Raw genomic sequence first — 25,517 nt, forward strand, 5'->3', positions numbered from 1 at the left:
GCTGTGCGCCTTTATTAACCGCGGGCGGTTAATAAAGGCGCACAGCAGTTTCTAGCGAGGGTTCTCAGCTCCCACAGCCTGGGCGATCGACGAGAAGCCGGCTGCGCGGACGCGCTTGGCTATGCCCTTGTGGATGCTGCGAGCCCAGAACGGTCCGCCGTAGATGAAGCCGGTGTACCCCTGCACCAGCGTCGCGCCGGCGAGGATGCGCTCCCACGCCTGGTCGGCTGTTTCGATGCCGCCGACCGAGATGATGGTCATCTTGTCGCCGACTCGGGCGTACAGGCGCCGGAGCACCTCGAGCGAGCGGTCGGCAACCGGTGCACCGGACAGCCCGCCAGCGCCGAGTGCAGCTACCTCGGCATCCGGGGTCTTCAAACCGTCGCGGCGGATCGTGGTGTTGGTCGCGACGATTCCGGCAAGCCCGAGTTCGACTGCCAGATCGGCGACAGCGTCGACGTCCTCGTCCGAGAGATCGGGCGCGATCTTCACCAGTACCGGCACGCTGACGGTGTCGAGCACGGCCTGCAGGATCGGGCGCAGAGATTCGACGGCCTGCAGATCACGGAGTCCGGGTGTGTTCGGCGAGCTGACATTCACGACCATGAAGTCGGCCAGCGGACCCAGAAGCTGTGCGCTGGCGGTGTAGTCGGCAGCGGCGTCGGCAGCTTCGACGATCTTGGTCTTGCCGATGTTGGCACCGATCGGCACCGTGACGCGGCGCTGTCGCAGGAAATTCGCCGCGTGACCAGCGCCGTGGTTGTTGAAGCCCATTCGGTTGATCAGAGCGCGGTCGGCCGGAAGTCGGAAGAGACGCGGCGCGGGGTTACCGGGCTGAGCTTGGGCCGTCACTGTTCCGACCTCGGCGAAACCGAATCCCAACGGGCCCCAGGCGTCGACTCCGGTGGCGTCCTTGTCGAATCCTGCGGCCAGGCCGAGAGGTGCCGGGAACGTCAGACCGAAAGCCTGACTGCGCAGAACCGGGTCGTCGACGACAAGGACTTTTGCGACCAACCAGCGAAGGGGAGCGAACCGTGTCACCAGTTTCATCGCGGTGAAGGCAATGTGGTGGATGCGTTCCGGTGGGACCCGGAACATCAGGCTCAGCAGCAGTTGGTACACGATTCTCCAGCTCTTCGATGGTGTGATTTTGTCAGCGGTTTCGATGGCGGCGGGTTCTGGTCGTCTGTTGAACGATCAGTGCTGAATGCCGTCCGGATCGGTCACGTGCAGCGGCGTCTTCTTTCGCTTGAGCAGCACGCGACGACTGCCGTCGGGGTAGAGACGGACTCGGGAGAGTTCCCACCCGCCGAACTCGGCCGAGATCGCCAGGCGCATCGACGCCGTGACCCGCGAAACGTTCGGCGGTAGCCGGAGCGGCACGTAGTCGAACTTGTCGTCCGACGTCTCCCACTGCGCGGGGATCCCGCGCGTACGCTTTTCCATCAGTTCTCCCGTGACGGGATGACCTGCAGCCCGTCACCGGTTGCCGATCCGACGATCAGATTGCCGTTGGAAGAGTCTACGGCCAACGAATTCGGCTGTCGCACCGTCTTGAACCGCCCGGTCTCCACGGGGATGCCGGACGACAGATCGAAGCCGACCACTTCGTTGGTCGCCGTCAGTGTCACCCACACCCGATCCGCGGTCTCGTCGTAGGCGACGGCGTAAGGCGATTCGCCGACGGGGTAGCGCTGGTGCATCAGGAGCGGATCGGCAGTGAAGACGAGCAGTTCGTTGCCGGTGGTGTCGGTGACAAGGATGCGTCCGAAGCGATCGGTGGCCAGATGAGTTGCGCCCTCACCGGCGCGAAGAGCGACGCCGAGTTTGCCGTCTTCGAGATTGATCGCCGTCAGCGAGGTCTGACGGTGATCGAGGGCGCTCAGGTTGTCGCCGGTAACCGCAAGTTCGTCGACGGATGCAAACCCCGAAACCGTCTGTGACTGATCGGTCTTCGGGTCGACGATGTGAACTGAACCATTGTCCGTGCCGATCGCGATGCGGCCGTCGGTCAGCTCGACCGCGGAGTTCGCCTGGCCGTCGACCGGTATGGACGTCTGTTCGCCCGATGTCAGATTCAGCTTCACTACCTGGCGATCCATCGCCAGCAGAGCGCTACCGTCGGAGCCGATCGAAACGTCGCGTACGTCTGAATCCAGAGCTATCGGACGACCTGCGGAGGCGGGGTCGGCGCCGGCCAAACTGTCCGAAGGAACGACCAGCACCGATCGTGGGTCGTTGGCAACCAGAACAGCGCTGCGCGTGATCGGGTCGAATGTGATGGAATCGATCAGACCTGAATACGGGTGAACCACGCCGTCCGGGGTGCTGGTGGTGGCCGGTGAGACCGCTGCCGTAGCGGGATCGATCGTGATGAGGTCGTCTCCGCCATCTCCGGAAGAACATCCTGTGACCAGCAGAACCGCCGCCCCCATTGCTGCTGCAGTGGTGCGGATCCCTAGGCGAGCCATGTGTAGTTCCTCTTTTTCTTGTCATCTGTTCTTCACGCAGTGCGACTGTCATCGATCATCCCTGATCGCAGTCGGGCGCCGTTCATCGCGTCGAGGAACTACCGACCATTCCGCTCACACCCTTGACGCGATACCGTACGAACAGCGGTTGCGGTTGACGCTGCAATCACCGAGGAGATCATTGTGATTCCCACAGAACCCACCGATTCCGGCGCACAGCCGCCCGAACCGGCGCGGCCGGGCTTCGAGATCGAGGACCTCTCCGTCGGCGCTCATGCACACGGTTTCGGCAGGTCCGACGGTCGAACTTTCGCGTTCCGCGTACGCAAGAGCGTGCTGTTCGTCGAGGTATACGGCGAATACTGCGAGCACAGTGTGCCGACCCCTTCGGACGTTGTCGCCACGGCGGAGCGATCGGTCACCGACATCGATCTGACCGACGAGCGAAGCATCGCCGGTGTGGTGCGCGACGCAGTTCTCTCGACCGAGACTGATTGGTCACATCCGGACGTCGGTGACGGCGTTCGTCAGGGCGAGGGTCGCAGCCTGCCGACGGTGAGAGCAGTCCTGAACAGGCTGGGATCGATCATCGATTCTGTTCGGTGAATTCTCGGCGCGGGATAACCAGCGTTGCTCCGGTTGTCGGATGCGGGAACACCTCGACCGGATAACCGTAGACGCGGGTCAGAAGCTCTTCGTGCAGCACCGATTCCGGGGGACCGTCGGCGGCGATGCGTCCATTCTCGAGTACGACGATTCGGTCGGCATACGCCGCTGCCAACGCGAGATCGTGCAAAACGACGACGACGGCATCGCCGTCCGCAGCGCGAGCGCGCGCCACGGACATCACCGCTTCCTGGTGTCCGAGATCGAGTGCTGCAGTCGGCTCGTCCAGCAGGATGGTCGACGTTTCCTGTGCCAGTACCCGGGCAAGAGCGACCCGCGCCTGCTCGCCACCGGACAGCACGGCGAATGGCCGATTGGCGAACCCCTCGACATCGCAGGTCTTCATCGCCGCGGTGATAGCAGCGCCGTCGCGGTCTTCTCGGCGCGTTCCGGCCCATGGCGCACGTCCCATGCGAACGACCTGGCGAGCGCTGAACGAAAATCCGATGGTGTGTTTCTGGGGGAGCACCGCGCGTCGGCGCGCCATGTCGATCGGCGACCACTGAGTGAGGTCAGTGCCTTCGACGACCACCCGCCCAGCGATGACGGGCTGATCACCGGCCAACGCCGCAAGAAGAGTCGACTTACCGGCGCCGTTCGGTCCGACGAGGACGACGAGCTCGCCTGCCCGGACTTCGATGGATACGCCTTCGAGAATGTGTCGACCACCGCGTTCGACGGTGATGTCGCGCGCTTCGAGGGTGACATCACCGACGCCAGGGCTTTCCGGTTCGGGGGTGACGTGGCCGAACAGTTCGCGCCAGTTTCTTACGAGGCTGCTCATGCCCACCCGCCCTGTTGCGCGCGTGTTCGTCGGAGAAGCCAGAAGAAGAAGGGGCCGCCAACCAGAGCGGTCAGCATTCCGAGGGGCAGGTCTGCGTTGTCGATCAGCGACCGCGAGCCGAGATCTGCGACAAGCAGAACCAGTGCGCCGGCAAGGGCGCTCGCCGGAATCAGCGCGCGGTGGCCGGGGCCGACAAGAATGCGCATCAGGTGCGGAACGATCAGTCCGACGAAGAGGATGATGCCGGTGAAGGCAACACTCGCCGAGACCAGGAGAGCGACGATCAGAACCGCGAACTGGCGCAGCCGTTCGACGTTGACACCCAGGTGACGAGCTGCATGTTCACCGAGTGCGAGAAGGTCCAGACGCGGAGCGATCATGACCGTCGCGGCAATTCCGACAACGGTCATCGGCGCCACGATCATGACGGCATTCCACGACGCTCCGTTGAGTGAGCCGAGTTGCCAGAACACGATCTGATCGCGAGCGGACGGGCTGGCGACGAAGGTGAAGAACGCGATGAGTCCGCCGGCGAACGCATTGATCGCGACGCCGGTCAGCACCAATGTCACTACTTCGGTTCGGCCTTCGTGGCGCGCAAGCAGGTAGACCGCCGCGGTGGTGAACAGCCCGGCGACGAACGCCGCCGCAGCAACGGCCCAGCCGGCCACGAACGTGCCGCCGACGACGATGACAGCGCTCGCGCCAACTGCAGCGCCCGCGGACACTCCGATCACCCCGGGCTCCGCGAGTGGATTGGAGAACACACCCTGCAGGAGCGCACCGGAACATCCCAGCGCCGCGCCGACACAGATGGCGAGCACGACGCGGGGGAAGCGAACCTCCCACAAAGTCACTTCACCGCTGGGATGGGCGGGCATCGGACCGAGATCGATCCCGATGCGGTGCAGGATGCTGCCCAAAACCTCGAGAGGCGATGTCGGAACTTGACCGATGCACGCCGACAGCACTGCGACGATCACCAGGGCGAGAGTCAAGCTGACCAGAACCGCACTCACCCGCGACCGCGACGCGGGGCCAGACGCCGACTTGTCGGCGCCCCCGACGTCATGTGAATCCTCGGCTGCGGACACAGACTTACCTGCTTCGGAACTACCTGTTTCTGTACTCACGAATCAGCACTCACAAATCTTTGCTCACGATCCACCGGGCTCGTAGATCGCTTCGGCGAGTGCCGCCATGACGCGTCCGGTGTTCGGCCCGAAGCTGAGCAGGACACCGTCCTCCATGTCGACTACTCGTTTGTTCTTTCCGGCCGGCGTCTGAGCGATGCCAGGGACCTTTTCGAGGCCGTCGATTCCGCCGATCGATGCCAATCCGTCCGTCATCATCAGCAGGGCGTCAGGCGCTGCGGCGATGAGCGCTTCGCTGGTGATGGGTACGAACTGTTGTGTGATGCCCGAGGCGGTACCCGCATCTGTGGCGCCGAGGGCCTCGATCAAGGAATCGGCACCCGAACCTTCACCGCCGATCATGGTGATGGCCGATCCGCGCATGTAGAGGAACGCGATCTTCAGTGGATCGCCGTCGTTGGGAACCAGATCGCGCGCAGCAGCGATCTCCGATTCGGTTCGATCGATCAGCGCTGCGCCCTGGGCCGGAACGCCGAGCGCGTCGGCGACTGCTTGGATCTGCCCCGGCACACCTTCGAGGGTTCGGGTCGGGTCGAAGAACACCACGGGAACACCGGCGGCGCGCAACTGATCCTGGACGCTCTTGGGCCCGATGCTCGTGTCAGTGAGAACCACGGTGGGATTCAAATCGAGGATGGCTTCGGTATTGAGCGATTGGCCGCCGACCGTGACAACCGGTACGTCCGCGACCGCGGGGAACTTGGCGGCGGTGTCGCGGCCGACAAGGTTGTCACCGAGGCCGAGCGCCACCGTTGTCGTTGCGAGCGTCCCGTAGCGGTCGGCCGCAACGATCCGGCTGTTGTCGGTGATGGTCACGTCGACGCCGTCGAAGCTCTTCACCGTCACGGGCAGCGTTGCGGTCGGGTTGTCGGACACGGGAACCGGGCTGGAATCTTCGAGTACTGCGGTCCTGGCACCCTGAGATGTCGTGGAGTTGTCGCTGGATCCGCAAGCCACCAGACCGAAACCGGCTGCTGCGACCAGTGCCGCCGCGGCCAAGCGCTTCATCATTTGACGAGGTAGCTCTCGATGTCGCCTTCGAGGTCGGCGAACAGGTCACCGTTGAGGCGGTACGCCAGATTCACCTCGTCGATGAAACGCTGCTGTTCTTCGGCCGGAATCTGCAGCGCATCCAGATTCGAGCGGTAGTCGTCCTTGAAAGGCTTCGGCTTGGGGATGCCTTCGAAGATGTAGAAGCGAAGTCCGTCGGTCTCGAATCCGTAGGCGCGCTCGAGCATCCGGCGGATGATCTGTCCGCCCGAGAGGTCACCCATGTATCGCAGGTAGTGATGTGCGACGAAGCCGGCGGGCCAGTCGAACGCCACTTCCTTCAGGCGGGCGATGTAACGCTCGGTTGCCGGCAAGGCCACGAGTTCGTCGCGCCAGTTCGGTCCGCCGAGGAACTCGAGATCGGCTTCGAGCGAAGCCACCCGCAACAGATCCTCGGACAGGAACGGAGCGACCAACTCGTTGTCGGCGTGTGTGCGGCCGGCCTCTTCGAGGCTCGTGTAGACGAGGTACGTCTGTCCCAGAAGAGCGGCGTAGCCAGCCGTGGTCAGCTCACCGCCGAGAAGCGCGCCTACGAATCGGGACTGCTCCGTCTCGCGGTGTGCTGCGTCCGTCTCGGTCTTGATTCGTTCGGAGAAGGCGGGGCCTGCGTCTGCGGAAAGGCTGTCTACGTCGAGCGTGGTCATTGATTCTCCTGAGGCTGTAGTCAAGCGTTGCCTACTAGGTTAGCCTGCCCTCGCCAACACGATACCTTCGGTATTTCGATCAGCGGGACAGATCAAGCGCTCACATCGTCGAGAGCCGCGGCAATCGCTTTCGGAAGTTCCAATTCTTCGGTTGCCAGTACTCCTGTCAACTGGGCGAGATCCCGCGTGCCGACGACGGCGCTGGCCACCCCGGCGCGATCGCGCGCCCAGGCCAGTGCCACCGCCAGTGGGGAAGTACCCAGACCGTCGGCGGCGGTAACGACGGCGTCGACCACCCGGATCGAGGAATCGGTCAGATAGCTCTGTACATCTTGCGAATGTGCTTCGTCGGCGCCGCGGGAATCGACGGGAATGCCGTCGCGGTACTTGCCGGTCAGAACACCGCCCGCCAGGGGTACTGCGGCGAACACTCCGACGCCGTGGTGGGCCGCCGCTGCGAACAATTCTTCCTCGACGCCGCGCGCGAGCAACGAGTACTCGGCCTGCGTCGCGGCGAGTGTTGTTGCGCCACCGGCTCCGACGGCCGTCGCGAGCTGCCAGCCGAGGTAGCCGCGCACGCCCACATACCGCACCTTGCCGCTCGAGACCGCGTAGTCGAGGGTTGCTGCAACCTCGTCGACGGGCGTGAGCGGATCCCAGGTTGCGACCTGCCACATGTCGAGGAAGTCGGTTCCGAGTTCACGAAGAGTCGCGTCGAGCTGGCGGAGCAATCCGCGCCGCGAGCAGTCGACGCGGTCGGTGCCGATCGGAGTGGGATCGATGCCGGCGCTCGAGCTGATGATGAGTTCGTCACGTGGAACGACGTCGTCGAGCAACTCCGCGAGGATCCGTTGCGCCGCACCGGCGCCGTATGCGGGCGAGGTGTCGACCAAGGTTCCGCCGGCCTCGGCGAAGGCGAGCAGCTGCGCCGCAGCCTCGTCGCCGTCCGTGTCGCGTCCCCATGTCAGTGTGCCGAGCCCAAGTCGCGAGACCCGAAGTCCGCTCGTTCCGACAGATCTGTGCTTCATAACCGCCTGCATCTCGCGCCCGACTCGTGTGCGCAAGTGCGGCACCCGAGAGATCTCACCACGTGCAGACTAGTAGGCGCTCGCCTCGAGTCGGGGTATTCGGACACGGACGTGCCGGGCGCGGCGCGGCGTCGTGGGCCCCGGTAGCGTGGCGCCGGTGAAACGTGAACCCGACACACGAAACCTGTGTGCAGTAACCCCATTCGAATCAGCCGGGATCGGTGAGTGATGGGCGAAGCGATGACCTGGCTCCAGGCCGTGATCCTGGGCCTCGTGCAGGGATTGACCGAGTTCTTGCCCATCTCGTCTTCCGGACATTTGCGAATCGTGTCGGAGATATTCTTCGGCAGTGACGCCGGTGCGTCGTTCACCGCGGTGACGCAGCTCGGCACCGAACTGGCTGTGTTGATCTACTTCGCGCGCGACATCGTGAGGATCATCACTGCCTGGTTCCGGGGTGTGTTCAATGCCGAGCACCGGGGCGATCTCGATTACCGGATGGGCTGGTACGTCATCATCGGTACCATTCCGGTCGGCATCCTCGGGTTTCTGTTCAAAGACCAGATCCGTACCGGCGCACGCAATCTGTGGCTGATTGCCACGATGTTGATCGTGTTCGCGCTCGTCATCGCCGCTGCCGAGTACTACGGACGCAAGACGCGCCCGATCGAATCGCTCACAGCGCGCGACGGCATCATCATGGGTTCGGCTCAGGCGCTAGCGCTCATCCCGGGTGTCTCACGTTCGGGTGGCACGATCAGTGCCGGTCTTTTCCTCGGACTCACCCGTGAGGCCGCAGCTCGTTACTCGTTCCTGCTGGCGATCCCGGCGGTTCTCGCCTCCGGTTTGTTCAGCCTCCCGGATGCCTTCGAGCCGGCCGGTGAGGGTCTGAACGCGAGCGGTCCGCAGTTGCTGGTGGCAACCGTCATCGCCTTCGCGGTCGGTTACGCAGCGATCGCCTGGCTGCTTCGATTTGTTGTCGATCACTCCATGTACTGGTTCGTGGGATACAGAATCGCTCTCGGCGTAGTCGTCCTTGCGCTGCTGGCCACAGGGGTCGTGTCCGCGACATAGAGCCCGTTTCGACGTCGACCACCCGTCCGTGCGGCCACCGCCCCATTAGGGTTGTGGAATGACAGTTGTCCTACTGCGGCACGGGCGGTCGACGTCCAACACTGCCCATACCCTGGCCGGTCGAACGCCGGGTGTGGAACTCGACGACCACGGCCGGAAACAGGCCGAAGGCGTCGTCGATCGGCTGGTCGGTCTGGACATCGCGGAGATCGTCCGCTCGCCGCTGTTGCGGTGCGAGCAGACGGTCGGCCCCATTGCCGTCGACCGTGGTCTGACGCCGGTGGTCGAGGATCGCCTGATCGAGGTCGATTACGGCGACTGGACGGGTCGCCCGCTGAAGGAACTCTTGGAAGAACCGCTCTGGAAAGTGGTGCAGCGCCACGCTTCCGGTGCGGTCTTTCCCGGCGGTGAAGGGCTGGCCCAGGTACAGGCGCGAGCCGTTGCCGCGATCCGAGAGCACGATGCACGGCTGGCCGAAGAACACGGCAAAGACGTCGTCTGGATCGCCTGCACACACGGTGACGTCATCAAATCGGTTCTCGCCGACGCGTTTGCGATGCACCTCGATTCGTTCCAGCGGATCGTCGCCGAGCCGGCCTCGGTCAGCGTGATTCGCTACACGGCCACACTGCCGTTCGTTCTTCGAGTCAACGACACCGGAGACGTGCTCGCAGCGATCAGTGCAGCGAAGACCGCGACCAACGGTTCGGCTCCCGCGCAGGAGTCCGTCCCCGGTGGAGAGGTCGGTGCGTGAGCTGTGACGGATAATGGGTATTCAGTGATGTTCTGCTCGAACTCGAGGAGGTGCAATGTCGCGCGCGATTCACGTATTTCGCACTCCTGACCGATTTGTCGCAGGAACGGTGGGCGAGCCCGGTGACAGGTCTTTCTATCTCCAAGCCGTGCACGATTCACGGGTGGTGAGTGTGCTGCTCGAGAAGCAGCAGGTTCAGGTCCTCGCCGATCGCATGGGCCTTCTCCTCGAAGAGGTACATCGACGCTTCGGAACCGAGGTTCCGCCGCAGGCCGACGATGTCTCCGATCTCAGCCCGCTGGTCACACCGCTCGACGCGGAGTTCCGGGTCGGCACGATGGGGCTCGGTTGGGACGCCGATGCCGGTGCGGTCGTCGTGGAGTTGCTTGCCGTCAGCGAGACGGAGTTCGACGAATCGGTTGTCCTCGACGACGCCGACGACGGTCCGGACGCGGTCCGTGTGTTCCTGACCCCGGAGCAAGCGCGCGAATTCTCGCTGCGGTCCGAACGCGTCATCGCGGCGGGACGCGCGCCATGCCCTCTGTGTGGTGAGCCGCTGGCGCCCGAGGGGCACGTGTGCATCCGAACCAACGGATACCGGCGCGGCGAGTCCTTCGGTTTTGCGATCGACGACGCAGACGACGACGAGGTCTGACGTCGTGTCCGAACCTGGTGTGCCGGACGTTCTGCTCGAGGGTGATCTGACCCTGATCGGCCAGATCACCACGGCAAGCAACGCCACGCTGGTGTGCGAGTCGACTCTGGGGGAGCAGTCCACCCGTGTGGTCTACAAACCGGTGCGGGGTGAACGCCCACTGTGGGATTTCCCGGACGGCACTCTGGCCGGGCGTGAGGTTGCGTCGTACCGCGTGTCCGAGGCGCTGGGCTGGGGAGTGATTCCGCGAACAGTGTTGCGGGACGGCCCTTTCGGGCCAGGCATGGTGCAGCGTTGGATTGACACCGTCGATCGCCGCGCGGATGGATCCGGCGGACTCGAGATGGTCGACCTGTGCAGTCCGGGCAATGTTCCACCAGGGTGGTTCGAGGTCCTGCAGGCCTTCGACTCGGAGGGTGAACCAGTCTCTCTGATCCATGCGGACGATCCACGGCTGCAGCGAATGGCCGTTCTGGACGTCCTCATCAACAACGCCGACCGCAAAGGTGGCCACGCCCTCGAAGGCGTCGACGGCTCGGTGTACGGCGTTGATCACGGAATCTGTCTTCATTCGGAGAACAAGCTACGGACCGTGTTGTGGGGGTGGGCGGGGCAGCCCGTACCCGGTGCCTTGATCGCCGACGTCGCCGAATTCGCGACAACGCTCGATGGAGATCTCGGGGACGAGTTGTCCGAACTGATCACGGAAGAGGAAATCGTGGCCTTGGCGGTCCGGGCGATGCAGTTCGCAGAGTCGGCCGTGATGCCCGAACCGAACGGCCATCGAACGATTCCCTGGCCGGCTTTCTAGTCTCGAGACGTTTCCCGCTGTTCGCGAGTTGCCGTCTTCAATCCGGGTGAGCGAACCAATCGCAGTAGTTGTTCGCGCAGCGCGGCGACGTCCCCGACGCCGACGGTCAACGCCGCATCTTCCTTCTCGAGCGTCAGTAGTCGCTCGTACGTCAGTCTTCCGGCGTCGGTTATCGCGATCACGCGCCGACGCTCGTCCCGCGGATCGGTGTCACGCGTGACGTAACCCGCTCGTTCGAGACGGTCGATCGTGCGGCTCATCGTCTGATCGGTGACGCGGGCGTTCTTCGCGATGTCGCGTTGAGATGCCGCCCCACCGGCGATCGAGTGGAGCACGATCAGGCCCGCGTGCGTCATGTCCTGAGACCGCAGAACCTTCTCCCACGAGTGCTCTACCAGGCGCGCAGCGGTGGACAACAGCCGGCCGGTTGGCCAGTCGTCCAGGCCGTCGCTGCTCATGTTTTTGCCTTCCGTTTGCAATTACTCAGCATGCTGAACAAAATAGTCGGCAAGTCCTCTCTGCTGCCGATCCCTGGAGACCCAGTGAGCACACCAGTACAAAATCGTCCTGTTCGTCGCCTTCGATGGATTGTGCCAGCTCTCCTCGTCATCGGCTGGCTGGCAATCGGAGGATTCGGCGGCCCGTTCGCCGGAAAGCTCAGCACGGTGCAGCAGAACGACAACACGTCGTTCCTGCCGGCGTCGGCCGAAGCCACCGAAGTGGCAAAGCTTCAAGAGAGCTTCACGGACACCCGCTTCGTGCCGGCCATCGTCGTGGCGGAACGACCAGGTGGCCTCGAGCCCACCGACTCCACCTTCCTGTCCCAGACCGTCGATTCGTTTGTCGGTACCGAGGGATTCGGTGACGCGTCATCGCCGCCGATCCCGTCGGCCGACGGCCAGGCGTTGCAGATGTTCCTGCCGGTCGACAGCACCCTCGAGGTCAAGGACAGCGTGAAAGCGCTGCGCGCGGCGCTGGAGTCGAGCCCTGACGGACTGACAGTCAAGGTCACCGGCCCTGCTGGGCAGGTTGCGGATCTGTCGGCAGCATTCGCCGGTATCGACGGACTGCTGTTGTTGGTAGCCGGATCCGTCGTGATCCTGATCCTGATCATCGTCTACCGGAGTCCGATCCTGCCGTTCGTGGTGATCTTTTCGGCGATCTTCGCACTCGGATTGTCGAGCTTGCTCGTGTATCTGCTCGCCGACGCGGACGTCATCGCACTGAACGGTCAGAGCCAGGGCATCCTGTTCATCCTCGTGTTCGGTGCCGCCACCGACTACGCGCTGCTTCTGGTCTCTCGCTACCGGGAAGAATTGCGGATCGAGAAGGACAAGTACGCAGCAATGCGGACTGCGTGGCGCGCGACGCTCGAACCTGTCGCGGCGTCTGCCGGAACGGTCATCGCGGGCGTTCTGTGCCTGTTGCTCTCCGACCTGAACTCGAACCGCGGACTCGGTCCGGTGGCCGCCATCGGTATCGCCGCGTCCTTCCTCGCATCGATGACGTTCCTACCCGCTGTCCTCGTTCTGTTCGGGCGGACTGCGTACTGGCCGACCAAGCCGAAGTTCGACGCCGACCGCGAGCACCACGACGAGGCGAACGATCACCGGTTCTGGGCCGGGCTCGCTGCTCGAATCGGACGGCACCCGCGCCGCTTCTGGGTGGCGTCGACGCTGGTGCTTGTGATCTTCGCGCTGATGATGCCGCAGTTCAAAGCCAGCGGTGTCTCTTCGTCCGACATCTTCTTGCTCGACGTCGATTCGGTTGCAGGCCAGGAGATTCTCGGCGAGCACTTCGACGCGGGTTCGGGTTCCCCGGCCGTGGTCATCGCGAATGCGGATCAGGTGGACGCCGTCGCGGCAGCCAGTCGCGTGGAGGGCGTCAGCGACGTAAGCGTCGTACAGAACGGGGGAGTCCCTCTGGTTGTCGACGGACGAGTCTCACTGCAGGCGACGTTGACTGACGCTGCCGACTCACTCGAGGCCGAAGACACCATCGTGCGACTACGTGATGCAGTTCACTCCGTGGACGGCGCCGACGCGTTGGTCGGTGGCGTCACTGCGACCGACCTCGACACGAAGACCACCTCGACACGGGACCGGACACTCATCATTCCCGTGGTGATCATCGTGGTGTTCGTGATTCTCTCCCTGTTGCTGCGTTCGCTTCTCGCACCGCTGCTTCTCATGGGCACCGTTGTGCTCTCGTTTGCTGCGACACTGGGCATTTCGTCGCTGGTGTTCGACCACGTCTTCGGGTTCCCCGGCGCGGATCCGGTGGTCCCGCTGTTTGCGTTCGTGTTCCTGGTGGCTCTGGGAATCGACTACAACATCTTCCTCATGACGAGGGTGCGTGAGGAAGCGCTGAAGATCGGCACTCGGGCGGGTGCGCTGCGGGGACTCACCGTGACCGGCGGGGTGATCACGTCTGCCGGAGTTGTTCTGGCAGCAACCTTCTCGGCGTTGGCGGTGATCCCGCTGTTGTTCCTCGCGCAGATCGCGTTCATCGTGGCGTTCGGTGTCCTGCTCGACGCTCTGATCGTCCGATCCTTGCTGGTCCCGGCCCTGACCTACGACATCGGTCAGAAGATCTGGTGGCCGAGCAAGCTCGCGTCGACGCCCGAACCGGAGCAGGATCAGCCAGCACCTTCCCAGCCTCAGAGCAGTCTCCACTAGGCTCGGCAGCATGCAGTCTTGGTCCGATACCGCACTCCCGTCCGTTCCCGGTCAGGGGCCGCCGTTGCGGCTGTACGACACAGCCGACCGTCAGGTTCGCCCCGTCACCCCGGGCAAGAAAGCGACGATGTACGTCTGCGGCATCACCCCGTACGACGCCACCCACCTCGGTCACGCCGCCACCTACCTCACGTTCGACCTCGTGAACCGCATCTGGCGCGACGCCGGACACGACGTCCATTACGTCCAGAACGTGACCGACGTGGACGACCCGCTGTTCGAGCGGGCCAATCGCGACGGCGAGGACTGGATCGTCCTCGGCATGCGTGAGACCGCGCTCTTCCGGGAGGACATGGAAGCGCTGCGCGTGCTTCCGCCGAAGGACTACATCGGGGCCGTCGAATCGGTGAACGAAGTAGTCGAGTTGGTGGAGAAATTCGTGGCGTCCGGCGCCGCGTACATCGTCGACGACGCGGAGTTCCCCGACGTCTACTTCCGCGCCGACGCGACCGAGCAGTTCGGCTACGAGTCGGGCTACGACCGCGCGACGATGGAGAAGTTCTTTGCCGAACGCGGCGGAGATCCCGATCGCGTCGGAAAGCGCAATCCGCTCGACGCTCTCGTCTGGCGGGCGGAGCGTCCGGGCGAGCCTTCGTGGCCCTCACCCTTCGGGCCGGGGCGCCCCGGTTGGCACATCGAGTGCGCGGCCATTGCGCTCAACCGCATCGGCTCCGGCTTCGACGTCCAGGGCGGTGGCAGCGACCTGATCTTCCCGCACCACGAGTTCTCGGCAGCACATGCCGAATCTGCAACGGGTGATCGCCGTTTTGCGCGGCACTACGTGCACACCGGCATGATCGGCCTCGACGGCGAGAAGATGTCGAAGAGTCGCGGAAACCTCGTCTTCGTCTCGAAACTGCGCGGTGAAGGGGTCGATCCCGCAGCAATTCGTCTCGGATTGCTCTCCGGCCACTACCGCCAGGATCGCGCGTGGACCGATCAGGTCCTCGAGGATGCTCAGTCGCGTCTGAAGGTATGGCGCGAGGCAGCGGCTCTCGATTCCGCGCCGTCAGCCACCGACACTGTTGCGCGTTTGCGTCAGCATTTGGCCGACGATCTCGACACTCCGAAGGCGCTCGACGCGCTCGACGGTTGGGCACGCCGCGCCATCGAGGGCGGCGGATCCGACACGCAGGCACCCGGCGAGTTCGCCGATGCCGTAGACGCTCTGCTGGGTATTTCGCTTCGCTGAATCCCTGCTGTGCGCCTTTATTAACCCCGGGCGGTTAATAAAGGCGCACAGTGGTTTCTAGGCGTAGTCCAACGCACCTTCGGCTGGTGTCGGCACCCGGCGCCGTAGCGGCGAGCCCAATGCCCGCGCCAGATCCGTTCCGTCGTGCTCGGCGAGCAGCTCACCGTTCGACCACACCAGCAGCGCGGCGCTGACAGCTTGTTCGGCCGTGGAGTGCGCGAGGTCGTAGTGCGCACAGCCGGGGACGTCTGCGTACGTGATCCACAGGTCGTAGCCGGTCATGAAGAGATCCAGGTCGAACTGAACGCTCAAGCCGAGCAGCTCGCTGCGTCCGTTGTCGTCGACACCGGCGAAGGCCTCGTCCAGTGCCAGCAGACGCGGGGCGTGCGGGTCGGCCGAGTCCAGCATGACGTGCGCCGCGGCGAACAAAGGAAGGTGCAGCGAAACCGACTGCTCGCCACCGGACAGCGCGCTGTGCCGCGCGACGGTAAGGCGGTCTTCCTTGCCCTCACCGCTGATGAGGGTGAACGAGAACACGCGCCACTGCCTGTAGTCGAGCGCCGAGGACAGGATTTCCGGGTACGAGCGTTCGGGGTGCGCCGCGCGGGCGGTACGGATCTGGGTCGCGAAATGAGCTCGCAGAGTAGCTAGTTCATCGACGCCGAGGGCCGACGCGTCTCGATCCAGCAGCTTGGAGATCGCCCGCGAGCTGTCGTCGAGGTTGTCGGCGAGCACCCAGTGAACGCCGATGGTGTTGCCCGAGGACATCCGACGCTCACGCATCTCCGTGCCCATCTGTGCGATCAACACGCGTGCATCGACCGTGCGCTCGTGGATCTGCTGAGCCAATCCGGTCAGCAGGGCATCTTCGAGAATGCGACGCTCGGATTCGGTGAGCAACTGCTCCTGATCGCCGCGAGCATCGTGGATCCGCGTTGCGAATTCACCGATCGACGAATAGCCCTGATCGTCCTGCACTCGTACGACGGTCAGTCCGTCCGGTGCATCCCATTGCAGGCGGTAGTCCTGTCCGGCCGCTGCGAGTTGGGCGTCGAAGTCCTGCAACGCCGAGGTCAGTGCCGTGCGGGTTGCCTTGCGGGCACCGTCGGTGACACGCACCGCCGAGGTCGCAGCCTCGAGCGCTCGGTACAACTTGTCGACGTCTTCGGGGAGGACGGGCGGGTGGGCCGCGTCCTCGCTGCGATCTTCGTTCTGGATGCGGTAGACCAACTGATCGGGGCTCATCCACGCCGCTGAACTTGCCGGCCAGCTCAGATGTTCCTTGACGCCCAACAACTCGAGAAGGTCCGGGCGCGCATAGGGTGCGAGTCGCTCCGCATCACTGCGGGTTTCGGTCAGGGTGTGCCGAAGCGTCTCGACGGCGGTGTTGTACGCACCCTCTGCCGTGCCGATCTGGAGGACGGCAGCGTCGTACGCCTTTCGCGCAGCACGCTGTTCGACCTTGCATTCTTCGATCTTCGCGCGGGCTTTTGCCAGGTCGAGGTCGATCTGCTCGGCGCTGGCCCCGAGGGTGTCGCGCAGTGTCTCGAGGCGCTGGACCTGCTGAAGCAGACTCTCCTCGGCGATGGCGGCTTCCTCGGCGAATTCCTCCGCATTGGCGCGTGATTCGTCGAGACGGTCGCGAGACTCGCGTTCGAGTTCGACTTCCTTGGCATGCTCGCGTCGGCAGCGCAGCGCCAGTTCGCCCTGCTTCTCGAAATGACGGATCGCCGCCGCGAGGGAGTCGAGTTCACGGCCGATATGCGGGGTCCGGTGCTGCGACGCCGTCGCCCGGAGTTGCTTTTCCTTCGCCGCGAGATCGGCGATCGCCGCATCGAGTTCGCGTTGTGCCGTTTCCGTGGCCTCCGAGCGAGTGCGGAGTGCACCGGCGGATTCGGTGACGGTTTTGAGTGCGCGGAGGATCGATCCTGTCTTCGGCAATTCCTTTGCCGCAGAGTTGATTCGGCTCAGCTGCTCGTTGGTCTGCGTCACCAGTGCCTTGGCTGCATCGACTGCCGCGGCAAGTTCTTCCAGAGCCGCGTCGATCTCGGTGATCCGAGCTTCGCGTCGACGCGCCCGCGCTGTCGTGCCGATGTACTCGGCGTCGGCCTTGACGTGCCGGCCACGCGCGACACCTTGCCAGAAGCGGCCGTCGACGCCGATCGCGACGCTTGCATCGGAGTCGCCCGGTGCCTCGACGAGACTGATCGACGCGAGAATGTCCTGTACCCGAGCGTCGGGTACGTCGGCATTGCCTTCGACCTCGAGGACGTCGGCCAGCGTTCGTCCCTTCGGGCGCTGCTTGACCGGCAGAGCGGTCAGGAACTGCTCACTGACGTGATCGGGAATCGTTTCGTCGGGGCAGACCCAGCCGTCCAGCAGATTTGCCGCCTGGAGTGCGGATTCGATTCCCGTGGCCACGTCTGGTTCGACGGAATCGGCGAAGCGCACCAGCTGCCACAGCGGTGCCCCACCCAGATCGCTGCGGTTGTCGGTGCGTGCGTGGAAGGCCGGCGGAGCGTCGTCGTGTTCCGCCGAGACGGCCTTGCGCTCGGATTTCAGAGCTGCGATGGAGGCGTGTGATGCAGATATTTCAGCTTCGGCCTCACGACGTCGCTCGCGCAGCGTCTCGGTGCCTGCCTCGGTGTGCTCGGTGAGAACTGCGGACAGCGCCGGAGCGTCCTCGTCGCCGACTTCGGCGAGCGCCGCGTCGAGAGCCTCGAACAGCGACGTGTCTGCGCCGACAGCTGAGAACAACGAAGAGTGATCGGTCCACCACGCGCGCAGCCCACTGGCGCACTGACTGCGTGCGAGTTCCACGGCAGCTTCGCCCTCGAGCACAGCGGCCTTGGACGCTTCGAGCAGCTCTTGTCCACGGCGCGAGCTGTTTTCGGCCCGGGTTCGTTCGGTAGCGGCCTTCTCGACGGTCGCGAGCGCAGTGCGGACGACGCGTACGTCGCCGTCACGCTCCTCTGCATGGCCACGCACTGCTGCGGTGATCTGGTCGCTGCGTGAGCCGTCGGGCAGGGGAGTCCAGACGATGCCGGCGTCCTCGGCGGCTGCCTGCAGTTCGTCCTCGGCACGTGAGAGTGCCTCGGCTGCACGCTTGACCGACGATGCAGCCTTGTCGGCTTCGTCGCCGCGTTGCGCGAGTGCAGCCTGCGCCTTCCTCGACTTGTCTGCCTGTTGCTCGGTCGAGAGCTTGAGCGTCGAGACGGCCTGAGCGAGATCGTCGAGTTGCTGTTTGCCTTCGTAGGCGCTCGAGCGTTGCAACGCCTCGACATTGGCGCGCGCGTTCTCGAGTGCCTGCTCGGCCTGGTTGAAGCGATCCTCGGCTGTTGCCCGGGCTTCACGGCTGCGGGTCTGGGCGAGCGACGACTCGTCCATGGCGGCAACGCCTCTGGTGACTGCTGCGAGGCGGGTGCTGACCTGTTCGATCTCTCCGCGCGACTGCTGACGCAGGTACTTGGTGTAGACGCCGATGAAACTCTGCGCTGCCTGATCGGCGGCTGCGAGCCCCTCGAGCGCGCGGCCGACCTCTTCCATATCGCTGAACGAACGTGCAGCTTCGAGGACGAGTTGGTCGTCGAGTGGACGGAGGCCGTCGGTGAGCGCTTGCGAAAGGCCCTTCGGATCTAGGTTCTTCGCGAGCTGGGGACGGCGAAGCGTGAGAATGAGATTGATCAGCTGGTCGTAGCGCTGCACTCCGAGACCGAACATCCGCGCGTCGATCGCGGTGCGGTAGTCGAGGGGACGGTCGGTGATGGAATCGCTGCCGAGTTGTTCGGCCAACTGCTTCTTGGTGAGAGGACGATCGTCGTTGCCGATCAGCGAGAAGTCGACTCCGACGCGGCCGTCGGCGACGAAGTACCAGCGGGTGACCTTGTCGTTGGTGCGGGTTGCCCGCATGCCGATGCCCACGGTCACCGACTCGGGATCTTCGAGGGAGCCGCGGCAGAACTCCATCCACACGTAGGAGTGCGCGCTGTCCTGGCCCCGGTAGAGCAGGTTGGACTTCATCGTGCGCTCTTCACCGGCGAAGGGGTTGAGGCGCCGCGGTTCGATGCGGCCGTCGAAAACGAACGGGAACAAGACCTCGAGGGCCTTGGTCTTACCGGATCCGTTTGGCCCTCGTAGGACCAGTCGACCGTCGGCGAACGAGAACTCCTGGTCTCGGTAATCCCAGAGGTTGATGATTCCAGCCCGAGTAGGTCGGAAGCGGGCGTTGCTCATACGTTCTCTACCTCTGATAGTTCGCCGTTGGTGGAAGATTCGGGGCCGAATTCGTCGACCGGATCCGGTGCGGAATTGTCTACCGCGAAGTCGATCTGAGGGTCGCGTTCGCGTACGGAGACCACGACGTCGCGGTACCGGGCCAGGACGGGCAACACCAGTACGCCGCCGTCGACCGCACGCGTCAGGCGCAGACGTTGCAGCAACCCGAGCGCCTGCTTGCGCAGCCCGTTGTGATCGGCCTGCCATTGCGCTGCAAACGTGCGACCGAACTGGTCCACCAACTCGGTGACCTTGTCGGCGAGCCAGTCGTCGTCGATCATCGGGTACGTGACGGGCTCCGGGGGCTCGGCCGGTTCGCCGGCAGGCACCACGAAGTCGTCGTCCTCGTCGGCGAGGTCCTCGAAGATCCCGGCCTCGGGGATGGCGGCATCGAGTTGTTCGATCAGGTGATCGTCCGACACGTGCGGGATCGGAAGTTTCGGCAGCTCCGGAGCGTCGACGTCGAGCACGCGGTCGGCAATCTCGCCGGCGAGGAGTAGCGCTACCTGGGCGATCGTTCCGGTGCTCGGGAAGCGGACGTCGGAGAGGCGACCGGTGGGATCGATCATCGCGATTCCCTCGGCGCGACGCTCGGCCACCAACCCCGTCAGGAGTTCGACTTCCGACGCGGTCTTGGGCTGCGCCAACGCGATCAATTCGTGCTGATCGAGTTCACCCGCCAGTACGACCGGCCGCTCGACCAGAGCCCGACGCACTCGGCGTCCGATCTCTTTCGCGTCCACAGGAATTCCGTCGTCCTCGGCAGCGCTCGAGGTCTCCGTGGCCAGGAGTCCGCGGATGGAGTGCAGGTGCTGCAGTGCGCGCGGCGGACGGAACAGGGCTACGACGACGGAACGGTCGATGTCGTAGAGCGCTTCTCCCGCTTCGGGATTGGACGCCCAGCCGTTTGCGTCACCGTCGGCGAGTGCGATGGCGCCTCTGACGCCGAGCCAGCCCACTGCGTCGACGAAGGCGTCGCGGTCCGACGCACGATCGGTGGAGAGTTCGACGCCGTCGACTTGTGCAGCGTCGGCCGCGACGTGATCGGCCAACTCCGACAACGTGATCTGGTTCCCGGCGCGGCCCAACGCGGCCAGGCACAGTGCCAGGTAGGCGTAACGCGTGCGATCGAAGGTTCGCTCGGAGGCAGTTCGGGCCGGTGCCGACGGGTTGAGTCGATCCGACACCGTGAACAGGCGCGCGGTGGTCTCCGTCACCTCGAGGCGGTAGCCGAACAGTTCGAGTAGGTCGTCACGCAGCTCGGTGGCCCAACGGCGCAAGAGCGGCAACGCAATTCGATCCGGGTACGTCGAGGTGATCAGGTGGTTGGACAGGATCACTCGTGCCGCGCGTTGATACGAGTCGAGGGCAAGGGGCGTGATCTCGCGAGCTCTCATCGAACACTGACCTCGATGCCGTCGAGGTGCATACGCCCGCGGGCGGTCTTGATGGTGGTCGAACCGTCCGAGGGACTGAGCGTCAGCTTCACCCCGTTCTCACTACCGGTGGAACTCTTGACGCGTCCCACCACCGGAACACGCGCGGTCAGTGCTGCATTGAGCAGACTCAGCAAAACTTCGGTCTCCTGCTCGTTGAGTTCACGCTGATAGACGCCGTTCGACGCGAGTGATTGCGCCGCGGCGCTGCGCGTACGTTGCGCCGCCAATTGCTCTTCGCGCAGACGGCGGATGCTGCCGTCGTTGCGGGCGACCTTGCTCGGCAATCCTGGTGAGGGCGGGCGGCCGGTTTCGGCGAGTGTTCGCGCGATCTCGACCGGCGGTGCCTCCCACCACGAGCGTGAGTGAGAAATGATGTCGGCGTCCGGATGCACCATCGAGAGGTGGCGTGGACGGCCGAGGTCGAACACTGCCTGGAACAGAGCATGAGCTGCGTCTTCGGACGGCGTGGCGGCGAACCAGCCGGCGAGGTGCCGGAGCTGGCTCTCGCGGCTGACGCCGCCGCGACGGGTTTCCGTGACGCGGCGAAGGAGCGCCAGAACCGCGGCGATCGCGCTCATCGTGCCCTCACGTAGACGCTCGGACTCGCTGATCCCCGATTCCGCGGAGACGAACCAGGCGGTCAATCCTCGCCAACGCGCAGCCCAGTCGTCTTCGCGTTCGGTGATCGGGACGAACACCCGTTCGTCACTGGCGGCGGCGAGGCGGATCATGCGATCGACCCCGGTGGATTCGACGTGCTCGATCGCTTCCTTGAGCTTGGGGGCGTAGCGCGCCAGATCGGAGCTGAACTCCCGCATGTGCGTGAGCAGAGCGTCCTTGTGCGTGAGGAAAGCCTGCGGAGTGATCTCCGTGGTCCGTACGAGGTCGCCGAGGGTCAGATAGAAGTGCGCGGCTCGATCGGCCATGTCGGAGAGTGTCGAGTCGAGGCGCTTGAGCTTGCGGAAGATCAGATCGCCGTCGGAGCTTCGGTTGGCCTCGGCGAGTTCGGACATGTCTGCGAGCAGGTCCGGCAGAGCGAGACGCGAGAGCGAGGCCGAGTCCAGGCGTGCGGCGAGAACGTCCTCGACTGATCGATAGACCTGGTATCCGGCCTGACCGAACTGGTAGACGAAGTGGCGATTGCGGTACTCGGCCAGCGTGGCCGCGCGGGTGCCGTCGTAGCTGCGCTCGAGGATCTCCCACACATGGAGCTGATCCAACAGGGGAGTGACCTCTGCTGCCGACAGATCGGCCGCCGGATCTGATCCACCGATCTTCTCGAGGATTTGCGCGACGGCTCCGGCATGCAGCAGGACGGTGTAGTTGGCGCGAGCATGGTCGAAGGCACGAAGTACCCAGAGGTACTCGGCCCGTTTTTCCGCGATCGTGAACGAAAACAGCTTCAGTCGATTGGTGTCGGCGTACGCGGCGTAATCGGGCGCACTCGTTTCTTCCACCATGACAGGGTAGGCGAGAGACGCCCCCTCTTTTTCCTACGGGCGATCCGTAGCAGGGGATGCGGCGCGTCGCCACTGCGATTCGTTCTCGATCATCCATGTGAGCAGGTGCTCGGCCGCCGCCTCGTCGGAGTCCGGGCCGACCAGCAGATCGGCGAACGCTTGACTGGGGGCGACGATGCGGATGCCGTCGCGGGTGAGCAATCGGTCGAAGGCAGACGGTGAGAGGGGAGCGGTGATCCACACGTCACCGCCGGATTCCACCCGCCGTAGTCCGAGAGCGTCGGCGAACTGATCGACGTTGTCGGCATGGAAGTGGGCACGACGAGTTGGCGCGTACCGAGCAAAGGGTGCCGCGGCCACCGAGGCGGTACCGGCGTAGATGTGACCGCTGAGCTGACGCAGTTGATCGAAGAGTGCTTCCAACCCGTCCGGCGCGTGAAAGCCGTGAGGCGTCGGCGCTTTGGCGCCGGCTTCGGCCGCCCATTCACGAAGCATCTTCGGCCAGCGGACGTCACCGATCCCACCGCGGGGGAGCCTGGTCACCAGTTCACGATCCGACAGTGTCTGAACCACCCGATAGGTTGCTCCCGTCGACGCACCGGCCAGGCGCACCAAGGCAGTGATCGCCAGTGGCGCCGCGAAATCGGCAAGCGCACGCACGACGCGAGCTGACGGATCGCCCGTCAACTGTCCGGAAGGACGTCCGGGCCCTCGCCACGGATCGGCGTCGGCTCCGCGTCCACGCACCCAGACGGCGGGTCGATCAGCGGTCAACGACACATTGCCCGTGGCGTCTGCGTACGAGATCGCGTGGGAATCGAGCTGCCGGCGGACCGGCTCGGAGAGATATTTTGCGCACACGAAGCCGGGCTGACCGGTGGGGAAGCGATCGGCGATACCGGGAACGTCGCTGCTCAGGACACCGTGAGCGGCGTAGACGCCGAATTTGGCCACCGAGCCGTCAGGGGAGCGGAGGTCGAGTCGGAGTGGAGCCTCGGACAGGTCAGGGGAGCGCTGCGTCGACAAAGACCAGGTAGGAGGCAAATTTTCTTCGATGACGGCAACCGATCGCCGAAAAATGTCGATCGGCCGTTCCGGTTCCGACTCAGATTCGCTCATGTTCCAATGGTATCAATATCTGTCGACGACGGAAACACAAGATTCTCCGAATAATATTCGCCCTGTCAGCCTCGCGACAACGGTGGTCGCTTTCGCCGACAAACTCACTACCTACACAACTTCAAATTCGAAACTGCCGAGACCGATCAGCGTTGCTTCGGCATGATCAGGGGAGCGACGACGGCGAGCAATACTGCGGGGATCAGGAAGCTCGCGGCAGGCGAAGAGTCGTAGATCGGTGTCAGGGCCAGGGGAGCAAGAGCGGCGCCGCCGAAGCGCATCGCTTGGACGACCGACACGGCGCCTCCGCGATTGGGCCCCGCGGATCCGAGGACCGCCGCGTTGACGCCGACAAGGACGAACTGGCTCGCGACGCCTGCGACAAACCATGCGATCGCGATCACCGGCACCAAGCCGGCGAGGCCGACGACGGAGACCAGAACTGCTCCGCCCAGGGCGCCGATCATCACGGAGGAGCGTGCGCCGATGCGATCGATGAGGATTCCGATGCGCCGGGCCGAGAGGATGCCGGCCACGCCGAAGACGGTGAGCAGTAGGCCGCGGACGGTGGGGGACAGCCCGAACTCGTCTTCGAAGCGGAAGGCGAGCAGGAAGCTCAGTCCACCGAGGGCGCCCCAGCCGAGCAATGCAGCGATACCGATGCGGAGCACTTCGGGGCGTAATGCATCGCGGAGACGGGCGGGAGTGGTCGCTGCCGGTGCTTCGGACTTCGGAAGTCCGACGGCTCCCAGGATGCCCGCGACCACTGCGATGACGAGAAAGGCCAGACGCCAGTCGAATTCGGCCGCCAGTCCGCCGATCAACGGAGCCGACGACTGCCCTGCGGCCTGGAATGCGCCGAAGGCTCCAAGGGCTCGACCCAATCGAGCCTGCGGAGTTGCGGCCGCCAACGAAGCAAGCAGCAGCGGCGTGGTGAATGCGTTCGCGGAGCCCTGCAGTACCCGGGCGGCCAGGAAGATCTCGAGTGTCGGGGCGAGGAAGCATGCCAACGACGCGAAGACGTAGACGCCGTATGCGATCCGCACCGTCCGGACCTTGCCCCACCGCGTCCCGAGCGTCCCCGACACCAACATCAGAGCGGCGAAGGGGAGCAGGTACGCGGTGAGGGAGGAGGCGGCCGCCGACGGGCCGACCCCTAGATCGTCACCGATCTCGGGGAGGATCGAGGCAACCACACCGCCGCCGAACGGGCCGAGGAACCCGCCGGCGTACAGCGCGATCAGTTGAAGCCGGAGGCGCAGTGGGCGCTGTGTACTTCCACCTTCTTCTGGAGTGTTCTTGCTCACAGTCCGAAGCTGCCGGGGCCTCGCCGTCTGAGGTAGCGCTCGAATTCCGCGGCGATGGCGTCGCCGTCGATCTTGGAGATTGCTTCGCTGATGTCGGTTTCGGCGTCTCCCCGCTCTTCCAGGGTGCGCACGTATTCGCCGATTTCCTCGTCGTCCGCGGTCATTTCGTTGACCGCTTCCTCCCAATCCTCCGACTGAGCTGGGAGTTCACCGAGGGGGACCTCGATGTCGAGAACATCCTCGACTCGTTGAAGGAGGGCCACTGTGGCCTTCGGGTTGGGTGGCTGCGAGACGTAGTGCGGAACCGCTGCCCAGAACGAAATAGCGGGTACACCAGCACGAACGCACTCATCCTGAAGAACTCCGGTGATGCCTGTCGGGCCTTCGTATCGGGTCTGTTCGAGGTTGAATCGTGCCGCGGATTCGCTGCTGTACGCCGTGCCCGTGACCGGCACCGGGCGGGTGTGCGGAGTATCGGCGAGCAGGGCTCCGAGGATGACCACGGTCTTGACGTTCAGTTGGTCGATCAACTCGAGCAGATCCTCGCAGAAACTGCGCCACCGCATGTTGGGTTCGATCCCGCGAAGAAGGACGATGTCGCTCTCACTGCCGGGAGGCGAACAGACCGACAAACGTGTTGCCGGCCACACGATTTCGCGAGTGACACCGTCGACCTGACGGACCGTGGGACGGTTGACCTGGTAGTCGTAGTAGTCCTCGGAATCGAGTTCGGCGAGCGGCTGGGCATCCCAGATCAGCTCGAGATGTTCGACCGCACCGCTGGCTGCGTCACCGGCGTCGTTCCAGCCCTCGAAAGCTGCAACGAGGATGGGATCACGTAGGACAGGGATATCGCCCTCGAGGCGGTCACTGCTGTCGACGGCAAAGCCGTCAGG

Annotated in this window: 22 protein-coding genes; 7 read left to right on the plus strand and 15 right to left on the minus strand. The window is 64.5% G+C overall.

What is annotated here, in order from left to right:
• Nucleotides 1-51 precede the first annotated feature (51 nt).
• The 3 genes from AC2ETI_RS00310 to AC2ETI_RS00320 all read right to left on the minus strand — a co-directional run bounded on the left by AC2ETI_RS00310 (nt 52) and on the right by AC2ETI_RS00320 (nt 2,471).
• Nucleotides 52-1,122 carry a quinone-dependent dihydroorotate dehydrogenase gene (locus AC2ETI_RS00310; protein WP_046378589.1) on the minus strand — a complete coding sequence of 357 codons (1,071 nt, stop codon included), beginning with the start codon at nt 1,120-1,122 and terminating at the stop codon, nt 52-54.
• Nucleotides 1,123-1,197: 75 nt separating this feature from the next.
• Nucleotides 1,198-1,446, minus strand: a complete 249-nt coding sequence (locus AC2ETI_RS00315) for a DUF5703 family protein (RefSeq protein WP_003946171.1) — start codon at nt 1,444-1,446, stop codon at nt 1,198-1,200.
• On the minus strand, nt 1,446-2,471 hold the full coding sequence (locus AC2ETI_RS00320) for an NHL repeat-containing protein (protein WP_019748546.1): 1,026 nt from the start codon (nt 2,469-2,471) through the stop codon (nt 1,446-1,448). The genes AC2ETI_RS00315 and AC2ETI_RS00320 overlap by 1 nt, the downstream gene beginning before the upstream one ends.
• Before the next feature lie 183 nt (nt 2,472-2,654).
• Here AC2ETI_RS00320 and AC2ETI_RS00325 point away from each other — a divergent pair, with 183 nt between their 5' ends.
• A complete protein-coding gene (locus tag AC2ETI_RS00325) occupies nt 2,655-3,077 on the plus strand; it encodes a hypothetical protein (RefSeq protein WP_483633437.1) in 423 nt (140 codons plus the stop codon).
• Here AC2ETI_RS00325 and AC2ETI_RS00330 read toward each other — a convergent pair.
• The 5 genes from AC2ETI_RS00330 to AC2ETI_RS00350 all read right to left on the minus strand — a co-directional run bounded on the left by AC2ETI_RS00330 (nt 3,058) and on the right by AC2ETI_RS00350 (nt 7,797).
• Nucleotides 3,058-3,921: a heme ABC transporter ATP-binding protein gene (locus tag AC2ETI_RS00330; RefSeq protein WP_446695909.1), complete on the minus strand. Its 864-nt coding sequence runs from the start codon at nt 3,919-3,921 to the stop codon at nt 3,058-3,060. The two genes, AC2ETI_RS00325 and AC2ETI_RS00330, sit on opposite strands and share 20 nt — an antisense overlap.
• Nucleotides 3,918-5,015 (minus strand): FecCD family ABC transporter permease, encoded by a 1,098-nt coding sequence (locus tag AC2ETI_RS00335; protein ID WP_019748543.1) that lies wholly within the window; start codon nt 5,013-5,015, stop codon nt 3,918-3,920. Before AC2ETI_RS00335 ends, AC2ETI_RS00330 begins: the two co-directional genes overlap by 4 nt.
• 63 nt (nt 5,016-5,078) lie before the next feature.
• Nucleotides 5,079-6,086 carry a heme/hemin ABC transporter substrate-binding protein gene (locus AC2ETI_RS00340; protein ID WP_019748542.1) on the minus strand — a complete coding sequence of 336 codons (1,008 nt, stop codon included), beginning with the start codon at nt 6,084-6,086 and terminating at the stop codon, nt 5,079-5,081.
• Nucleotides 6,083-6,769, minus strand: coding sequence for a biliverdin-producing heme oxygenase (locus AC2ETI_RS00345; RefSeq protein ID WP_003946162.1), 687 nt, complete (start codon nt 6,767-6,769; stop codon nt 6,083-6,085). Before AC2ETI_RS00345 ends, AC2ETI_RS00340 begins: the two co-directional genes overlap by 4 nt.
• A gap of 92 nt (nt 6,770-6,861) precedes the next feature.
• Nucleotides 6,862-7,797 carry an aldo/keto reductase gene (locus AC2ETI_RS00350; RefSeq protein WP_003946175.1) on the minus strand — a complete coding sequence of 312 codons (936 nt, stop codon included), beginning with the start codon at nt 7,795-7,797 and terminating at the stop codon, nt 6,862-6,864.
• A gap of 228 nt (nt 7,798-8,025) precedes the next feature.
• Between AC2ETI_RS00350 and AC2ETI_RS00355 the strand changes: the two genes are divergently transcribed.
• Genes AC2ETI_RS00355 through AC2ETI_RS00370 form a run of 4 tightly spaced genes read left to right on the plus strand, consistent with a single transcriptional unit; the run spans nt 8,026 to nt 11,091 of the window.
• Nucleotides 8,026-8,871, plus strand: a complete 846-nt coding sequence (locus AC2ETI_RS00355; RefSeq protein WP_019748539.1) for an undecaprenyl-diphosphate phosphatase — start codon at nt 8,026-8,028, stop codon at nt 8,869-8,871.
• 58 nt (nt 8,872-8,929) lie between these two features.
• A complete protein-coding gene (locus AC2ETI_RS00360; protein WP_019748538.1) occupies nt 8,930-9,625 on the plus strand; it encodes a histidine phosphatase family protein in 696 nt (231 codons plus the stop codon).
• Between the two features lie 55 nt (nt 9,626-9,680).
• A complete protein-coding gene (locus tag AC2ETI_RS00365; protein WP_019748537.1) occupies nt 9,681-10,280 on the plus strand; it encodes a DUF3090 domain-containing protein in 600 nt (199 codons plus the stop codon).
• A 4-nt stretch (nt 10,281-10,284) separates the two neighbouring features.
• Nucleotides 10,285-11,091 carry an SCO1664 family protein gene (locus AC2ETI_RS00370; protein WP_003946172.1) on the plus strand — a complete coding sequence of 269 codons (807 nt, stop codon included), beginning with the start codon at nt 10,285-10,287 and terminating at the stop codon, nt 11,089-11,091.
• Here the strand turns inward: AC2ETI_RS00370 and AC2ETI_RS00375 are convergent.
• The gene (locus AC2ETI_RS00375; protein ID WP_021344341.1) at nt 11,088-11,549 is read right to left on the minus strand and encodes a MarR family winged helix-turn-helix transcriptional regulator; all 462 of its coding nucleotides are present in this window, start codon (nt 11,547-11,549) and stop codon (nt 11,088-11,090) included. The genes AC2ETI_RS00370 and AC2ETI_RS00375 overlap by 4 nt on opposite strands.
• 30 nt (nt 11,550-11,579) lie before the next feature.
• On the opposite strand from AC2ETI_RS00375, the gene AC2ETI_RS00380 reads away from it, so the two are divergent.
• Both AC2ETI_RS00380 and mshC read left to right on the plus strand, forming a co-directional pair.
• On the plus strand, nt 11,580-13,769 hold the full coding sequence (locus AC2ETI_RS00380) for an MMPL family transporter (RefSeq protein WP_244891364.1): 2,190 nt from the start codon (nt 11,580-11,582) through the stop codon (nt 13,767-13,769).
• A gap of 10 nt (nt 13,770-13,779) precedes the next feature.
• Nucleotides 13,780-15,021 carry a cysteine--1-D-myo-inosityl 2-amino-2-deoxy-alpha-D-glucopyranoside ligase gene (mshC, locus tag AC2ETI_RS00385; RefSeq protein ID WP_020969678.1) on the plus strand — a complete coding sequence of 414 codons (1,242 nt, stop codon included), beginning with the start codon at nt 13,780-13,782 and terminating at the stop codon, nt 15,019-15,021.
• Nucleotides 15,022-15,078: 57 nt separating this feature from the next.
• Here mshC and AC2ETI_RS00390 read toward each other — a convergent pair whose 3' ends face one another.
• The 6 genes from AC2ETI_RS00390 to AC2ETI_RS00415 form a co-directional block, all read right to left on the minus strand.
• Nucleotides 15,079-19,254 carry a TIGR02680 family protein gene (locus tag AC2ETI_RS00390; protein ID WP_256064437.1) on the minus strand — a complete coding sequence of 1,392 codons (4,176 nt, stop codon included), beginning with the start codon at nt 19,252-19,254 and terminating at the stop codon, nt 15,079-15,081.
• The gene (locus tag AC2ETI_RS00395) at nt 19,251-20,693 is read right to left on the minus strand and encodes a TIGR02678 family protein (protein ID WP_256064438.1); all 1,443 of its coding nucleotides are present in this window, start codon (nt 20,691-20,693) and stop codon (nt 19,251-19,253) included. The genes AC2ETI_RS00390 and AC2ETI_RS00395 overlap by 4 nt, the downstream gene beginning before the upstream one ends.
• Nucleotides 20,690-22,195 carry a TIGR02677 family protein gene (locus AC2ETI_RS00400; protein ID WP_019748531.1) on the minus strand — a complete coding sequence of 502 codons (1,506 nt, stop codon included), beginning with the start codon at nt 22,193-22,195 and terminating at the stop codon, nt 20,690-20,692. The genes AC2ETI_RS00395 and AC2ETI_RS00400 overlap by 4 nt, the downstream gene beginning before the upstream one ends.
• A 33-nt stretch (nt 22,196-22,228) precedes the next feature.
• Nucleotides 22,229-23,314, minus strand: coding sequence for a helix-turn-helix domain-containing protein (locus AC2ETI_RS00405; RefSeq protein ID WP_021344331.1), 1,086 nt, complete (start codon nt 23,312-23,314; stop codon nt 22,229-22,231).
• A 146-nt stretch (nt 23,315-23,460) separates the two neighbouring features.
• Nucleotides 23,461-24,621 (minus strand): MFS transporter, encoded by a 1,161-nt coding sequence (locus AC2ETI_RS00410; protein ID WP_070386257.1) that lies wholly within the window; start codon nt 24,619-24,621, stop codon nt 23,461-23,463.
• Nucleotides 24,618-25,472, minus strand: a complete 855-nt coding sequence (locus AC2ETI_RS00415; RefSeq protein ID WP_223257810.1) for a PAC2 family protein — start codon at nt 25,470-25,472, stop codon at nt 24,618-24,620. Before AC2ETI_RS00415 ends, AC2ETI_RS00410 begins: the two co-directional genes overlap by 4 nt.
• Between the last annotated feature and the right edge of the window lie 45 nt (nt 25,473-25,517).

Source organism: Rhodococcus sp. MurmanLake-1 (genome assembly GCF_056945715.1).

Coding starts and splice junctions, on each gene's coding strand:
- AC2ETI_RS00400 (WP_019748531.1), bottom strand. CDS start 22,195: ATGGTGGAAGAAACGAGTGCGCCCGATTACGCCGCGTACGCCGACACC.
- AC2ETI_RS00365 (WP_019748537.1), top strand. CDS start 9,681: ATGTCGCGCGCGATTCACGTATTTCGCACTCCTGACCGATTTGTCGCA.
- AC2ETI_RS00340 (WP_019748542.1), bottom strand. CDS start 6,086: ATGATGAAGCGCTTGGCCGCGGCGGCACTGGTCGCAGCAGCCGGTTTC.
- AC2ETI_RS00315 (WP_003946171.1), bottom strand. CDS start 1,446: ATGGAAAAGCGTACGCGCGGGATCCCCGCGCAGTGGGAGACGTCGGAC.
- AC2ETI_RS00405 (WP_021344331.1), bottom strand. CDS start 23,314: ATGAGCGAATCTGAGTCGGAACCGGAACGGCCGATCGACATTTTTCGG.
- AC2ETI_RS00395 (WP_256064438.1), bottom strand. CDS start 20,693: ATGAGAGCTCGCGAGATCACGCCCCTTGCCCTCGACTCGTATCAACGC.
- AC2ETI_RS00375 (WP_021344341.1), bottom strand. CDS start 11,549: ATGAGCAGCGACGGCCTGGACGACTGGCCAACCGGCCGGCTGTTGTCC.
- AC2ETI_RS00320 (WP_019748546.1), bottom strand. CDS start 2,471: ATGGCTCGCCTAGGGATCCGCACCACTGCAGCAGCAATGGGGGCGGCG.
- mshC (WP_020969678.1), top strand. CDS start 13,780: ATGCAGTCTTGGTCCGATACCGCACTCCCGTCCGTTCCCGGTCAGGGG.
- AC2ETI_RS00350 (WP_003946175.1), bottom strand. CDS start 7,797: ATGAAGCACAGATCTGTCGGAACGAGCGGACTTCGGGTCTCGCGACTT.
- AC2ETI_RS00390 (WP_256064437.1), bottom strand. CDS start 19,254: ATGAGCAACGCCCGCTTCCGACCTACTCGGGCTGGAATCATCAACCTC.
- AC2ETI_RS00360 (WP_019748538.1), top strand. CDS start 8,930: ATGACAGTTGTCCTACTGCGGCACGGGCGGTCGACGTCCAACACTGCC.
- AC2ETI_RS00345 (WP_003946162.1), bottom strand. CDS start 6,769: ATGACCACGCTCGACGTAGACAGCCTTTCCGCAGACGCAGGCCCCGCC.
- AC2ETI_RS00355 (WP_019748539.1), top strand. CDS start 8,026: ATGGGCGAAGCGATGACCTGGCTCCAGGCCGTGATCCTGGGCCTCGTG.
- AC2ETI_RS00380 (WP_244891364.1), top strand. CDS start 11,580: ATGCTGAACAAAATAGTCGGCAAGTCCTCTCTGCTGCCGATCCCTGGA.
- AC2ETI_RS00330 (WP_446695909.1), bottom strand. CDS start 3,921: ATGAGCAGCCTCGTAAGAAACTGGCGCGAACTGTTCGGCCACGTCACC.